Consider the following 12,534-nt stretch of genomic DNA (forward strand, 5'->3'; position numbering starts at 1 on the left):
TACCTCTAAAGCGGCATGCTATCCCGCTCACCTTCCACCCTTTTTAACTCTTCCTTAAAATCATGAGCTGGTAGCTTGCCAGTGGCGATATATTCCCAATATGTCTGGAATGAATTCTTTCCAGCAATAGCACCTTCATAAAGTTGTTTAGCAAGATTAATATCGTATTGCTGAACAATAAATTCAGGTTCTACCGTAAATGTATATTTGGATGCATCCAGCTTTAACCACTGCGCGGCATATTTAATTGCCTGTTCGATGGCCTGAGCGGCACACATCACAATGCTATGTAGACTTGCATGCTGATCATCCTGACGCGCACGGCGCGCTTCACCTGATTCTTGTGTATTGGTATCAACAACCTTTGCACCTGCTTCTAATGCTGCGTTCTTTTGTGCATCCATTTCCTGTTTAGTTAGCTCAATACCACTACCTGAAATTTCCAAATAACCACACTGAGATTCGCTTGGTAAACTCCAGACAGCCATCACACCAGTGACGCTGATATCTTCATCACCTTCTAAGCCGTTAATCCAAGGCTGAGGGTGTGCGGTATGGTGAAGTGATTGAAAGTAATCCGCACTAAGCTGGTAACTTTTAAGCGCGGCTTTTGCCATAGTTAAAAGCGGAATAGTTCCAACATCCGGAGAATTGTCTGTGGTGCCACAGAAAACAAACGGTGTGAACGAAAGTTGATTACCGCCAAGATCCGGAGTTTTATCTTCTTGAGTAGAGCCATCAAATAAACGGACAGTTAATGCACCTTCCTGCATAGCTAAAACGCGGTGGACCGTTTTCGTATCATGGCCAAATTCATCTTCGCTATTATCGAATTGCTCCTCGAGCACTAACAGTTTGAGATCCTTACGGCCACCAATGCTATTTTCCTTCCAGTTAATAATTGATAATGCATCATAAAGCGCAAAATATGGCACGCCGTTAGCATCAACATCGACAAGCAAACCACAGCGACCATATTCCAGTAACTCTAGGCAAATACGGATAAAAAGTTGTTTTAACCCAAATCCATCATTCGTAGCATTCTCTATAAGCCCTTTTAATAAAGTACTTTCAATTACGATGTTAGGTTCAAGCTTTGAGACCAGACCTATCATCGTGCGTAATGAATCTTGAACCCATAATGGATACTGAGCACGACTGAGATAAGCTTTATAAATCTCTCCAGTCTTATCGCCCTGCTTCTCTGCTTCGATCATCCCTGCTGATTTAGGAAGATATTTGGTTTGGGCCTGTTTAATCTGCTCTTCACCAGCAACGGCGTCACGCATAATCTGCCAGCTTTTTTGTGCAGCAATATACTGCGGATGTTTATCAGTAACTGCCATAAAAACACCAATAAAAAAGCACCTTAATAGGTGCGTTGTTTAACGAGAAAAACCAGCGATTGTGCGCCGTTTAAATACTTTCTGAATGATGATCGGGAACCGTTTAGCTATTGGGTAGCCACCAGCATCACCCACATGGTCCAAGCCAGCGCTTTTATCTGGCATTCCAAAATCATCATAAACTTGCTGTTCTAAAGTGGCCGTAAAGTTAGGACATTTGTTTGTGTTCACTTTTAGGTGTCGTTCACCGTCCGCATTAAGGATCTGGGCATTCACAGCATTAATTCGGTCTTTAATGCCTGGGTTGACACCATTCACTTCAACCTTAAAACCATTTTTCTTTAAAATTGCATGATCAGATTCACTGAAATTCTTTGATGATGTTGCCTGACCTGAGGCATCTGGAATAACGGTAATATCATGATCTGGAAAGCGTTCATTAATCAATTGACACATGGTCGGTGTGTCTCTCACTCCAACTAGTTCATCTAAAGCTCTTGGTTTACCCTCTCTAATGACATAAACCACAGCAGCCATTTTAAGCACGTTAAAATCCATACCAATGAGTAAAGGCTCACCTTTCTTAATTTCTTCATCCGTGTGGTTTAGAACCCGATCAAAGTCCGGATATACAGCACCACTCGTTAAGTTGACAAACTGCCCCCTTAGATAAGCTGAAATCAATTGAGGAGGATATGACTCATAAAGCGATGAAATATAATCATCTGGAAGGTTAGCTTCATTGTCATAGGTTGAAGCCTGAATCATTCCATAGAGCTTACGTTTAGCCTCTGATTTATTTGCCTCTTTAACGAATTGTTCGTAGGTAAATTTAAAGCCTTCAGGTGTTGTAGCCACATCAATACCGTTGAGCAAACCAGCTTGCTTGTAACGCATACGTGCGATGATCTTACGCCAAGCCTGTTGAGCTTTGACCTTGGCCATGACATCTAGCTCATCAATCAAGGCATGACCGATTTTAAAACCTACAATCGTTGCTGGTTTCTCCATAGATCGACAGATGATAGTCGTTCTATACTGTCGGCCATAATAGATATCCACCTCTTTATTGGTTTCATAGACCTTGGTTTTAAGTCCCCAATCGAAAGCTACCTCATCAATGGTTGGAAAGAAAATATCCCGAATCTGCGGGTAAGTAGGAGCAAAATAACCCAAAGGTACTTTTGGGAATTCCCAAGCTTTGTTGCATAAACTGGAGCAGCCAACCCAAGTCTTTCCCGATCCAAAGCCAGCGACAAATGCGCGGAACTTCTTTTCCATCTGCAAAAAATTAGCCTGAGGTACATTCAGCGTCGGATTGATGTTCGGCATCTTTTTTACTCGCATCCACAACTTGAATAGTTACCTTGACTGGTGTGGGATCTTCATCACCTTCACCTTCTCTCAACTTTTCAATCTCAAGCTGTTTTAACTCAAGATTTAATAACATCAGGTCATAACCCTGCATTTCTTCACGAACCTGTTTAATAACCCCTTGCTTCATAAGCCTGTTGTTCTTCCAGTCTTCATAGATCTTCTGAAGCTCTTTGAGTCGGTAAGCTTTATTAGCTAAAGGGATGTCATAAACATTCTTTTGAAAATCTGCTCTGGTTTTATTAAACAAAGTAGTAAGTTTTTTACTTAAGTTTTTCCCTGCTGGCTTTGTTGGATCATAGGCCGCTACTTGTTGCCTTGGAATTTCGACTCCAAATTCTTGTTTTACAGCATCCGCAACCTGCTGAGGGGTATCAAAGCAAGCAAGAGACTGAACTATAAAGATTTTTATAGGCTCTTTAAGTGTTGCCATAATTGCCCCTTCGTAAAACTACGTAAAACAAAATAGGCAAAAAAAAGAGCCATTCGGCTCAGTTGATTACGCAGTTTCCGCAGCATTTTGAAATATCTAGATTTGAAACAAACGGCGGATTCTTCGCAACCTCAACAAGACGTTTAACGCTCTTACTTGCTCCCCACCGTTTAGTTACACCAATAAACTCTTCGACATCGTGACCAGCTAAATAATGCTTAGGTAATCCAGTTGAGCTGCTAAAGATCATCTCGCCATCATCGTCACGTTCTACACCTATATGGTAAAGCTCATGTTCAAGCAAAGCGCAAAATTCACCATCGTTAGCTTTATCGCAAAAAGTGGCATCGATCGTAATCAGGTAAGTTGGTATAAATCCGAACCAGTCCCGCATCTGTTGCTCTTGTCTAGCTTTACGCCAGCCACCTACATTAAACATAACCTTTTCACACTGACCAAGAACCATAGCCTGTTTACTTTTATAAGCTGAAGAAGCCCATGCACACGCAAGAAACTCTTCATTGTCGTGGAGTAGCTCAGCAATATGATCGTGATCAGGATTATATAGCGGTCCACTAATCGTTAAGTAATTAGCAACAACCCACTTCTTTAAATCTGGTGCTGGTATTAAACGGATTGCTTCCTCTTCTTCAGCTTGATCAATAAAGTCTGGTTGCGGGAATGGTCTGATCTGATCCATTAAATATTTGCCTCTTCAAGTTTTTGAGCCACTCACTAGCGTATTCTGTTCTTAACTGTACTGGTCCAGTATCATCGATCCTACATCTTGAAGCTGTCTCTATACGAACTACTGTATAGCCCTTCTCCTCAGCTACGTCGTAACGATCAAGACTCCAAGCTTTATTCTTAAGCTTACCTTTTCGGCCACCTGACCAAGGGCCTCCAGCAATTTCAACTAAAATACGATGCTCTATTAAATGAAAATCAAATCGCCAGTGTTTGGTTGATTTAATTTGAAACTTCTTTTCGTATTTAATTTCCAGATTGTCTAAAGCTTCAGTAAATTCTTCTTCTGCCTCTAAGTACTTTTGGGTAGCTTTAGGTAGAGGTCTGGATTTGGGTTTGGTTTTAGGTTCTTTTTTCCGGGTAAACCAAAAATATTCTTTATCGTCCATATTTCACCCATTAAAAAAGCCACCGCATGGGTGACTATTCTTTACACTTAGAGCTTATCAACAATGTTAATCAAAAAATTAATAGCTCTTTAAATTTTATTAATTTTCAATTGATAAAATATAATTTTTTAAAATTTCCTCATCCTTAACTAAATTAGAATGCTTCAAATCTTCTATATATTTTTTTAATCTATCTCTTATTTTAGAATTAATCTCCGAGCCATTTATTAATTGAAGTTTAGTACTTAGATCAAATATTACTAGTGCCGTAGCATACAATGAAAATGCTAAACTATTATTACTGTTAAACAATTCTTTTAAGTATGAATCATTTTTCATGTATTTCCAAATATCTTCATCTGGATCATTTAGTCTTGTAGATTGTATGTATGCAAAAGCAATAACAAATCCTATTTTAAATATATTCATCTCATTATCAGTAAACATCCTTTCAAATAATCTTGAATTAACGTCTGAATCTTGAATATTATTTAATATTTTCTTTTCATCATCCCCGCCATCAATTAACTGTTTTATAAAACCATTACTTGATTCAATTTTATTTTTAGTTTCTGAAAAATGATCAAAAACTTCTGCCTTAAAATCAGTGATATCATTCTTTAGATTTTGAATATTTTCTAAAGCTTCAGCTTGTATTTGTAACTTATCTTTAATTTTTACCAGAGAATCAAGTTGAGTTGCAAAAGTTGCACTAGAATTTTTTTGTTGCTGTGATTCCACATAAGTATAGCCTATTGCAAGCACAGCCAAAATTATTGAAATTAAAGTTCCTGCAAAAGATACATATCCTAATGCACTACTATTTCCTGCAAATTGAAAAGCAACCCAAAAAATAAATGCCTCAATGATTAGCATTATTATAATAGAAAGTATCCACTCTCTAGTTGTAAATTTAGTTTTTTCGCTCACAATTTCGAACTCAAATATTTAATTTAATTTCTAAATTATATAAAAAATCTTTATCTTGTTACACCTTTTATGATTTCCCCCAACTGTTTTATATCTATTTTCTACCGCAACAGTGCATAAAAGAGAACCTCCCGAAGGAGGTCTTTTATTTAGACTCTTTGAACCTTTAACTCGTAATGAGCCAATACATTTGTGTAGACCACCACATCAAGGATTTTATACTTTTCTTCTAGCCCACTTGGAATAGTTCTAATAAGGGTATCCCCTACATTTACTGGTACTTTTATATCCTTACTAAAAATATTTCCTGGCTGTACTGTACATTGTTTCAATTCTTTTTCTTCACCAGTTGCAGAATTGATTAATTTTAGTGTTTCTCTATTAAACATTATTATCCCCTTATTATTGGAGATATTTTTATACCATAAAAGTGCAAAAAGCCCATCGTCAGATGAACTTTTTATTAAATCACTTAGGTCTGCACTGCTACAAGCTGAGTACTAAACAGATTAATTGCCACACCATTCGCAAACATTGATAAAGCAATAATTGAATGTTTTTTTACCATACGCACCTCCAGCAAACTTAATGAAACAGTTGAATAGTTAGTTAAACAAGACAACAAAAAAGATAAGCAAAAGGCAACTAATCCTAGCACTACAAGTGGAACTGAACCACTTATGCATCCCTCTACAACAACAGACCTAAGTAATCTATTCTTTTTATTATAACTTAAATTTTATAAAGCAAATTAAAAAAGCCCACAAAATAGTGAGCTTTTATAGAATAAGTGAATTACTATAACTTCGTCCACTGTACCACAAATATGCCATATCGCGTCTAGACAGTCAATCGTCTATCAAATCACCTTTATAACCAACCATTTTCAAAGTTTCTTTAAGTGTTTTTAAATTCTCTTCAATTGAAGAAATATTAATTGGGTTAAGGAAAAATATTGTATGTTTTTCCGTTTGTCCAACTGAAAGTACTTTTCCAAATACAACAAGATATCTTTTTACATCTTCAATCTTTTCGCAATCTAGTTTTTTAAAACGAATAGGAATTTTCATTATTAAATCTCAGTTTCTTAATCTTTTATCATGGCCAGCTAAATAAAATCTAGCACAACTTACCATAATCGCTGCTTGTGCTTTTGATTGATTAGTTTCGTCGGCAATTCGGCTTAATCCTTTATTTTCGACTTTATTTTTGATTAAGCAAATTAATGCAAACTTGGTCGTAAAATCAGTTTTATCAGAGTTTAATAGACTTCGTAAAAGTGCTTGAATTTGGTCTGCCTCAAAATCATTTATTTCACATCGAATATACAATTTTCCCTTAGGCAGTTCTTTACCTGATTCACGCATTAACCAGTAAATTTGATTGATATGCAGACCATCAGGTAAATCCCCACCCTTCATACGAACCGTTTCGCACCACGCGCCAAACTGCTCCAACCATCCATCAATAGTGTATTTAGACCAATCCATTTGTTGTGTTTTTAAAGCTACACTCATCTTTCACTCACCATTTTCTCTATCTGCTGAACCGCTAAACCTGACTTCACTTGCTCTGTACTGAACCGTAAAACTGTAAAACCCATCATTGCTGCTTCGTTGTATTTCTCCATATCCCCCAAATAACCCTTACCCCTTGTATGACGTCCACCGCTCCAGATACCGCCTTCGACCTCAACCAAAATCTTTGTTCCCGTAATCAGAAAATCTGCTCTCCATTTGCGTTTTGGATAGAATTTGTATTCCTGCTCAAAACTGATCTTGCATGCTCTTAAGTGTGTTGCGAGTACCGTCTCGCCTTCACTTGGCTGTCTGGTACCTTGCTTTGCTGAACGGCGTTTCTTTGTCTTCACTGGAAATAATTCACGGTATTCAGCTAAACTCATGCTAGACATGCAAACCTCTTTCAAAAGCGTAGATCTCACTTTCCAAGAGCGCTACGTTGACATGGTAGAGGTCTGTCATGCTGCCCCCTGCAATGTGCCTTTGAACCCAACTTGCTTGAGATACGATTCCCATTGTTTGGCCTGAACTGGATCGCTAAGCTTTACGGCGATACGTGCTGCGAGTTGATCGTAGCTTTCCCCTGCGGCTGCAAATTGACTTGCGAACTCAGGATGTTGTGAGAGTTTTTGAGCGAAGGTGTGAACCTGTTTGTCGCTGAGCTGATTTGGCTCCCCCTGCGGGACTCGAACCTGTGTTCCATTATTTGAAGTTTTAGCTTGTTCACGTGCTTGGTATTTGCCACATGCGTTGATTAACCAATCTGCAAAGTGATAATGCATGAGCTCATCACAAAGATTCTTCTCTGCATTGTAGAGCTCAAATGCTCGAAGCTCCCGATCGAACCAAGTTGCGTTTTTGATCTGCTCGTAAGTTTCCTGATCAGTTGCCAAACGAATCTCTTCACCAAGTTTTTTCAAACTCAACCATGTTTTTTTATTTTTAGATTCATCTGATAGATTCCCTGATAGGTTCTGTGTCCCAATATTGGGACTGGTCTCGGTACCGTTTTTGGGACTGGTTGCGGTCCCAATATTGGTACTAGTACCGTTTGTGGAACCAGTACCGAAATTGGAACTAGTTCCGTTATTGGTACTAGTCCCATTTTTGGGACTGGTTAAATCATTTTCTTCACGGCCCATCACACCAATTAACTGGTAAACCTTCACACCGTTCCCCGTGATTTCACCTGTAAATCTGATTAATGAAATTGTCTCAAGCTCATCTAATACTTTGATCACTGTTTTACGGTTAAGGACAGTGTCTTTAACCATTCGTTTAATACTTGGATAACACTTGTGGGATTCTCCCGCTCTATCAGCCAAGGCCAATAAAACGAGTCTTTGACTTGAGGTTTTCACCTCTGCTTTAAAAGCCCAAATGGTTGCGTCCAGACTCATTACTCACCAACCTTAGGCTTTACATATCCGCCCATGTATTCAATCTTTTGAGCCTTATACAAACTCGTTTCTATTTCCCCCGCCAAATACAAAGTAATGCGGCCACAGCGAGCGAGTTCTTGTCTAAACTCTTCACGTGTAATGGCTGCATTTTTTTTGTTGTATCCACGCTTACGGAGATTTGCTTTGTTTCGTTCAAGCATTTTGTTTAGAAGATTAAGTGCTGGCTCATACCATGACTGGATACCTTCTCTGTGCTTATGTTCAGGAAGGTGTTTAAATTGCTGGTTCATGACACCTCCGCCCGCGCTAATTCTTCTGCATTTAATCGACGTTTTGCTTCTAACTCAGCAATTGATGCCGATCTAAAGAATTGAACTGGTAGAGCTAACTGCTTACCGTACGCTGACTTAACAAAAAGTCGTTTAGGTGTGCTGTAGTAAAATCCAAACACTTCAAAAATTTCGTTATGTTCCAGTTCATTAAGAACCACCATGTCCCCTACTACAAATTCTTCTGAGTTGAGTTCGATTGGTTGTTCTGATAAATTGTTTTGCATATTCATGGGTTCCTAAATTTATGAATACAAAACCACTCCTGTTCGCGCAGGTAGTGGTTTTTTAATATCCGAGTTTTTCTTTTTGACCGCTGATTTCGTCATGAAAAAGGTCATCCACCGTTTCAATACGGTTCATCCAGCTTTTAGACATCACCAAAAGAGCGGCCACTCTTTCTTTATCAATGCTTTGATAATCCTTAGGTACAACCTTTAATCCAAGTAAACTCAATAGCTCGCAAAACATTTCAATTTCATTCAAGCCATTGTTTTTCTTATCTGTTTTAAGTCGTGTAATAGTGCTTGGATCAACCTTTAATTGTTCAGCAATCTCTTTCTGATTGCCTGAATCAAGACCATGCAATATGCGAGATGCATCATTTCTGGCGCTTGCAGAGAGTTCAATTGATAATTTGCTCATAGTGGTTCCTAAGCGTTAAGTGCTTGCAGGTCTGCTTTAAGCTGACCTCCTGTTAAAACCTCAAAAGTGGCTTGAGTTCTTGGGGGAATCCCTTCTTTTTCCCACTTTGTTAGCACTGAACGTACTTTTTTTATTTTTTTTGCTAATTGAGAGTTATTTTCGACACCGTAATAATTTCTTAATTGCTGAACATTCATATTCAAAATCCTGAACAAATATATTCTATTAATTGAACAATATGTTCAGGTAATTGTCAAACTTATTGTTCATAATTTTGAACATTACTAACTAGGGATTTGGCCATGGCACAATCTGTTTCTGATAGGATTCAAATGCGCATGAAAGAATTAGGTCTTTCTCAAGCCGATATAATGCGCGCAACCCATGCGGCTAGAGGTACCGTTTCTGGTTGGGTAAATGGAAGCAATAGTCCTAGTGCAAAACATATTGAATCATTGGCAGATTGTTTAAATACAAGTAGTACATGGCTTTTAACAGGCAAAGTAACTTCCACCCACCCTAATAAAAATATTACTGATTCAAGTAATGTTAGAAAAATCGAGAAAGAATTAAGAAGTATTCCTATTTTTGATTATGTTCAAGCAGGGTTATTTCACGAGGTTGGCTATGATGGTATTAATCCAATAGATACTACTTGGACTACTTATGAAAACTATAAGCCAGAATGCATTTTTGCTCTAAAAGTTGAAGGCTTGAGTATGGCTCCTGATTTTATGCCAGGTGACGAGATTGTAATTGATGCATGTTTAGAGGCTAAACCTGGATCATTTGTGATCGCTCAAGAGGTTCAACATGGTATAGCGCGAACCACATTTAAAAAGTATCGCGTAGTTGGTGTTAATGAGTTTGGTGTTGATATTATTGAACTTGTTCCTTTAAATCCTGACTACCCAACTTACAACTCTACTCAAATTGAAATATCAATTATAGGTGTGGTTGTTAGACACAACAGAGAATTTAAGTATTAATTTTTAAGACCAATATTTTTGTTTTATAAATATTTAAATGGATTATTCATGATAATAGAAGAATTTATAAATGAAAACTTGTTATATGGTAGAGCTTTGATTGATCTACAAATTAGCAATAAAGGTTCAAACCCGTTATGGACGGGATTTGTTTCAACAAATCAGGGGGAATTTCCTGCCTACATTAAAAAATGCAGACAAGCGGATGGTTTATGTATTGAAATAATTAGCTCGTTATTAGGGTTAATGCTCAATATTCCTATCCCAAAGCCTATTCTTGTATTGGTTGAGCCGGGTCATCCACAAATTGCAGTTGATAAACCAACATTTCTATTTGGTTCCCAAATGTATGACATGCCTTCTTTTGAAAGATTCTTAATGGATCATGAGCTTAGCGAAGAGTGTTTACTTGATTACTCTGGATTACCTTCAATAGTAGCGTTTGATGAACTAATTGCCAATCCAGATAGAAATAATACAAATATTCTTTATGATGGTGACTCATTTAGATTTATTGATCACGAGAAAGCTTTTTCTATTTCACAAGATCCAAGATTGCCAATCAATGAGATGACTAAAGTTGGTAATATTTCAGATATTGTGCAGCACTATAAAGGTGAGAATGAAGTATACATTCACAAATTAATGTCAAAAATTAAGAAGTTGATTATTGATGAAATGTCTGCGACAAATTGCGACTCACTTACTCAAAAAGCCAAAGAAAACATAATACTTAATGAATATAATGCAATTATTGAAAGAGTGAATGGCTTTTTAACTGCTAGACATAGTCTATTGGCAGTATTAATTGAAAATGCTATAACGCCACCACAACACCCTCAGCAATTGGATTTAATAGGAGGTTAAGATGTTTGATAAAATTTCATTCCCTTCTGCACCAAGTTTTTTTGCTGAATGGAGAACTGTATATTTTGAACCTATTCCAAATAGTGGTGAACGTATTGCTATTTTGGTAACAATCAAAGATTTGAATGGAAAAATTGAAATTTTTGATGCGTTACATCCTACAGTTATTGATAGCTTATATGGAACAAAAGCATCTTCATTTAATGGTTACATCAAATTAATAAAAGCAAATATTTTAAAGAATAATGGTGAATCAACCCTTGATGGCGTAATCATTGGTGATTGGCATGCTTCACAATCAGAAAATATTTACGGGATAGTTCGCCAAGCACTCTATAAAACGGCTAGCTTAGGTTCAGTAGCTTTAAAGGGTTTGTTTGAGCAAGAAGATAGCCCGATTGAAAATGAACAAGTTGATAGCCGCTGGTCAAAGCGCATTAAAAATGCGGTATTAGAAATTGATCCATCGTATGAACATGCTTTTGACATAAAAATCCCTATAGGTAAAGATGTAAAAATTCCTTGTGGATTTCATACTGCGCGGTACTCTGCAAAATTTAATGTATGTACATCTCAAACAATTACTAGAATGAAGTCAAATTTGATGGATTTACAAATATTTGATTCTCATAATATTTCCAGCAATTATGATTTGATTATACAAATGCCAACAGATGAAAACCTTCAGGTCTCATTAAAAACACTATCTCGAATGAGAGAAAACATTGAGCTTTTAAAAGAAGAAGTTGCATCAAAATCTCACATTCAAATATATACATGTAGTTCTGAAAAAGAAGGTGCAACAAGAATTTTCGAAATGCTTAAAGCAAGTTAGAGTTTTTAAATTAGTTAATCAACCCACCTTAGGTGGGTTTTTTTTATCTTAATAAATTCTTGTTCATTAAATTGAATTTTTATTATTTAATAAATTGAACAAATTGTTGACATATTCGTTCAATTAGTTGAACATAATAAGCATAGACAACAAAAAGCCCCGAAACTTTGGACGGAGACGGGGCTTTGCAAAACTGCGAGGTAAGTATGAAACAAAACCCTATTCCTAGTCAAACCACATCACGCTTATATCAACACCCAACTGTTGAAGAACAGCGCTCTTCTCGTTTCGCCACCATTAAAGCGAATGTTATCGACTTCATTAAGTTTATTGCCCTCTCATTCATCCTTTGGGTGATTGCTGTAACTGCAGCAACTTGGATGATGGGAGGCTAATCATGAATGCTCAATTCAAACCACATCCAGATGGTGTTAAAGCCTATATGGGCCATGACCGCTTAACTGGTCTCTACTCTGTACGTATCGGCTGGACTGTATATGCAGCTAACGCAAATGGCAGTGTGCTGTACACCGTTAAAGGTGAAGTAAAGACTCCTTTAAATGTTGAAGAGTTTAAGGAGAAGCGCCCTAAGGTTTATGCAGCCTTAATGAATGAGATTAGCTTCCAACGCTCGAAGCAACTTGCTAAGGATTTAGCTGGCTCACACATTCCATCAAATGACCGCAAAGCTTATAAGAAAAAGCGCGGCTTTACGGGTTCAAGATAA

The 12,534-nt window shown here is 37.4% G+C and carries 20 protein-coding genes; 5 read left to right on the forward strand and 15 right to left on the reverse strand.

Going from position 1 to position 12,534, the window contains the following annotated elements:
- Positions 1-5: 5 nt before the first annotated feature.
- From SOI81_RS11395 to SOI81_RS11465, 15 genes are all read right to left on the reverse strand, one after another.
- Positions 6-1,346 carry a DUF4055 domain-containing protein gene (locus tag SOI81_RS11395; RefSeq protein ID WP_320540776.1) on the reverse strand — a complete coding sequence of 447 codons (1,341 nt, stop codon included), beginning with the start codon at positions 1,344-1,346 and terminating at the stop codon, positions 6-8.
- Positions 1,347-1,385: 39 nt separating this feature from the next.
- Positions 1,386-2,678, reverse strand: a complete 1,293-nt coding sequence (locus SOI81_RS11400) for a terminase large subunit domain-containing protein (protein ID WP_320540777.1) — start codon at positions 2,676-2,678, stop codon at positions 1,386-1,388.
- Positions 2,638-3,153 (reverse strand): DUF2280 domain-containing protein, encoded by a 516-nt coding sequence (locus SOI81_RS11405; protein ID WP_320540778.1) that lies wholly within the window; start codon positions 3,151-3,153, stop codon positions 2,638-2,640. The genes SOI81_RS11400 and SOI81_RS11405 overlap by 41 nt, the downstream gene beginning before the upstream one ends.
- A gap of 58 nt (positions 3,154-3,211) precedes the next feature.
- Positions 3,212-3,853: a putative metallopeptidase gene (locus tag SOI81_RS11410; protein ID WP_320540779.1), complete on the reverse strand. Its 642-nt coding sequence runs from the start codon at positions 3,851-3,853 to the stop codon at positions 3,212-3,214.
- Positions 3,813-4,289, reverse strand: a complete 477-nt coding sequence (locus SOI81_RS11415; protein ID WP_320540780.1) for a hypothetical protein — start codon at positions 4,287-4,289, stop codon at positions 3,813-3,815. The genes SOI81_RS11410 and SOI81_RS11415 overlap by 41 nt, the downstream gene beginning before the upstream one ends.
- Before the next feature lie 99 nt (positions 4,290-4,388).
- The gene (locus SOI81_RS11420) at positions 4,389-5,219 is read right to left on the reverse strand and encodes a hypothetical protein (protein ID WP_320540781.1); all 831 of its coding nucleotides are present in this window, start codon (positions 5,217-5,219) and stop codon (positions 4,389-4,391) included.
- Positions 5,220-5,368: 149 nt separating this feature from the next.
- Positions 5,369-5,608 (reverse strand): hypothetical protein, encoded by a 240-nt coding sequence (locus SOI81_RS11425; RefSeq protein WP_320540782.1) that lies wholly within the window; start codon positions 5,606-5,608, stop codon positions 5,369-5,371.
- Positions 5,609-6,067: 459 nt separating this feature from the next.
- Positions 6,068-6,289 (reverse strand): hypothetical protein, encoded by a 222-nt coding sequence (locus SOI81_RS11430; RefSeq protein WP_320540783.1) that lies wholly within the window; start codon positions 6,287-6,289, stop codon positions 6,068-6,070.
- A gap of 9 nt (positions 6,290-6,298) precedes the next feature.
- Positions 6,299-6,736 carry a hypothetical protein gene (locus SOI81_RS11435; protein WP_320540784.1) on the reverse strand — a complete coding sequence of 146 codons (438 nt, stop codon included), beginning with the start codon at positions 6,734-6,736 and terminating at the stop codon, positions 6,299-6,301.
- Entirely contained in the window at positions 6,733-7,131 is a 399-nt protein-coding gene (locus tag SOI81_RS11440; protein ID WP_320540785.1) for a DUF559 domain-containing protein, read from the reverse strand. The genes SOI81_RS11435 and SOI81_RS11440 overlap by 4 nt, the downstream gene beginning before the upstream one ends.
- A gap of 66 nt (positions 7,132-7,197) precedes the next feature.
- Positions 7,198-8,139 (reverse strand): helix-turn-helix domain-containing protein, encoded by a 942-nt coding sequence (locus SOI81_RS11445; protein WP_320540786.1) that lies wholly within the window; start codon positions 8,137-8,139, stop codon positions 7,198-7,200.
- Positions 8,139-8,432, reverse strand: coding sequence for a hypothetical protein (locus SOI81_RS11450; RefSeq protein WP_320540787.1), 294 nt, complete (start codon positions 8,430-8,432; stop codon positions 8,139-8,141). The genes SOI81_RS11445 and SOI81_RS11450 overlap by 1 nt, the downstream gene beginning before the upstream one ends.
- Positions 8,429-8,698, reverse strand: a complete 270-nt coding sequence (locus SOI81_RS11455) for a hypothetical protein (RefSeq protein ID WP_320540788.1) — start codon at positions 8,696-8,698, stop codon at positions 8,429-8,431. The genes SOI81_RS11450 and SOI81_RS11455 overlap by 4 nt, the downstream gene beginning before the upstream one ends.
- Before the next feature lie 61 nt (positions 8,699-8,759).
- Entirely contained in the window at positions 8,760-9,116 is a 357-nt protein-coding gene (locus tag SOI81_RS11460) for a hypothetical protein (protein WP_032052464.1), read from the reverse strand.
- A gap of 8 nt (positions 9,117-9,124) precedes the next feature.
- The gene (locus SOI81_RS11465) at positions 9,125-9,313 is read right to left on the reverse strand and encodes a hypothetical protein (RefSeq protein ID WP_133480608.1); all 189 of its coding nucleotides are present in this window, start codon (positions 9,311-9,313) and stop codon (positions 9,125-9,127) included.
- Positions 9,314-9,418: 105 nt separating this feature from the next.
- Between SOI81_RS11465 and SOI81_RS11470 the strand changes: the two genes are divergently transcribed.
- From SOI81_RS11470 to SOI81_RS11490, 5 genes are all read left to right on the forward strand, one after another.
- Positions 9,419-10,105: a LexA family protein gene (locus tag SOI81_RS11470; RefSeq protein WP_320540789.1), complete on the forward strand. Its 687-nt coding sequence runs from the start codon at positions 9,419-9,421 to the stop codon at positions 10,103-10,105.
- A 48-nt stretch (positions 10,106-10,153) separates the two neighbouring features.
- A complete protein-coding gene (locus SOI81_RS11475; RefSeq protein ID WP_320540790.1) occupies positions 10,154-10,972 on the forward strand; it encodes a HipA family kinase in 819 nt (272 codons plus the stop codon).
- 1 nt (position 10,973) lies between these two features.
- Positions 10,974-11,807 (forward strand): hypothetical protein, encoded by an 834-nt coding sequence (locus SOI81_RS11480; protein WP_320540791.1) that lies wholly within the window; start codon positions 10,974-10,976, stop codon positions 11,805-11,807.
- A gap of 206 nt (positions 11,808-12,013) precedes the next feature.
- On the forward strand, positions 12,014-12,202 hold the full coding sequence (locus tag SOI81_RS11485) for a hypothetical protein (protein ID WP_320540792.1): 189 nt from the start codon (positions 12,014-12,016) through the stop codon (positions 12,200-12,202).
- Positions 12,203-12,204: 2 nt separating this feature from the next.
- Positions 12,205-12,534: a hypothetical protein gene (locus SOI81_RS11490; RefSeq protein WP_320540793.1), complete on the forward strand. Its 330-nt coding sequence runs from the start codon at positions 12,205-12,207 to the stop codon at positions 12,532-12,534.

This window comes from Acinetobacter pittii (genome assembly GCF_034067285.1).
Lineage (GTDB): Bacteria > Pseudomonadota > Gammaproteobacteria > Pseudomonadales > Moraxellaceae > Acinetobacter > Acinetobacter pittii_E.

What these genes read in the sequence shown, in the direction of transcription:
- SOI81_RS11395 (WP_320540776.1), bottom strand. Translation starts at nt 1,346, where the DNA reads ATGGCAGTTACTGATAAACATCCGCAGTATATTGCTGCACAAAAAAGC.
- SOI81_RS11400 (WP_320540777.1), bottom strand. Translation starts at nt 2,678, where the DNA reads ATGCCGAACATCAATCCGACGCTGAATGTACCTCAGGCTAATTTTTTG.
- SOI81_RS11405 (WP_320540778.1), bottom strand. Translation starts at nt 3,153, where the DNA reads ATGGCAACACTTAAAGAGCCTATAAAAATCTTTATAGTTCAGTCTCTT.
- SOI81_RS11410 (WP_320540779.1), bottom strand. Translation starts at nt 3,853, where the DNA reads ATGGATCAGATCAGACCATTCCCGCAACCAGACTTTATTGATCAAGCT.
- SOI81_RS11415 (WP_320540780.1), bottom strand. Translation starts at nt 4,289, where the DNA reads ATGGACGATAAAGAATATTTTTGGTTTACCCGGAAAAAAGAACCTAAA.
- SOI81_RS11425 (WP_320540782.1), bottom strand. Translation starts at nt 5,608, where the DNA reads ATGTTTAATAGAGAAACACTAAAATTAATCAATTCTGCAACTGGTGAA.
- SOI81_RS11430 (WP_320540783.1), bottom strand. Translation starts at nt 6,289, where the DNA reads ATGAAAATTCCTATTCGTTTTAAAAAACTAGATTGCGAAAAGATTGAA.
- SOI81_RS11435 (WP_320540784.1), bottom strand. Translation starts at nt 6,736, where the DNA reads ATGAGTGTAGCTTTAAAAACACAACAAATGGATTGGTCTAAATACACT.
- SOI81_RS11440 (WP_320540785.1), bottom strand. Translation starts at nt 7,131, where the DNA reads ATGTCTAGCATGAGTTTAGCTGAATACCGTGAATTATTTCCAGTGAAG.
- SOI81_RS11445 (WP_320540786.1), bottom strand. Translation starts at nt 8,139, where the DNA reads ATGAGTCTGGACGCAACCATTTGGGCTTTTAAAGCAGAGGTGAAAACC.
- SOI81_RS11450 (WP_320540787.1), bottom strand. Translation starts at nt 8,432, where the DNA reads ATGAACCAGCAATTTAAACACCTTCCTGAACATAAGCACAGAGAAGGT.
- SOI81_RS11455 (WP_320540788.1), bottom strand. Translation starts at nt 8,698, where the DNA reads ATGCAAAACAATTTATCAGAACAACCAATCGAACTCAACTCAGAAGAA.
- SOI81_RS11460 (WP_032052464.1), bottom strand. Translation starts at nt 9,116, where the DNA reads ATGAGCAAATTATCAATTGAACTCTCTGCAAGCGCCAGAAATGATGCA.
- SOI81_RS11465 (WP_133480608.1), bottom strand. Translation starts at nt 9,313, where the DNA reads ATGAATGTTCAGCAATTAAGAAATTATTACGGTGTCGAAAATAACTCT.
- SOI81_RS11470 (WP_320540789.1), top strand. Translation starts at nt 9,419, where the DNA reads ATGGCACAATCTGTTTCTGATAGGATTCAAATGCGCATGAAAGAATTA.
- SOI81_RS11475 (WP_320540790.1), top strand. Translation starts at nt 10,154, where the DNA reads ATGATAATAGAAGAATTTATAAATGAAAACTTGTTATATGGTAGAGCT.
- SOI81_RS11480 (WP_320540791.1), top strand. Translation starts at nt 10,974, where the DNA reads ATGTTTGATAAAATTTCATTCCCTTCTGCACCAAGTTTTTTTGCTGAA.
- SOI81_RS11485 (WP_320540792.1), top strand. Translation starts at nt 12,014, where the DNA reads ATGAAACAAAACCCTATTCCTAGTCAAACCACATCACGCTTATATCAA.
- SOI81_RS11490 (WP_320540793.1), top strand. Translation starts at nt 12,205, where the DNA reads ATGAATGCTCAATTCAAACCACATCCAGATGGTGTTAAAGCCTATATG.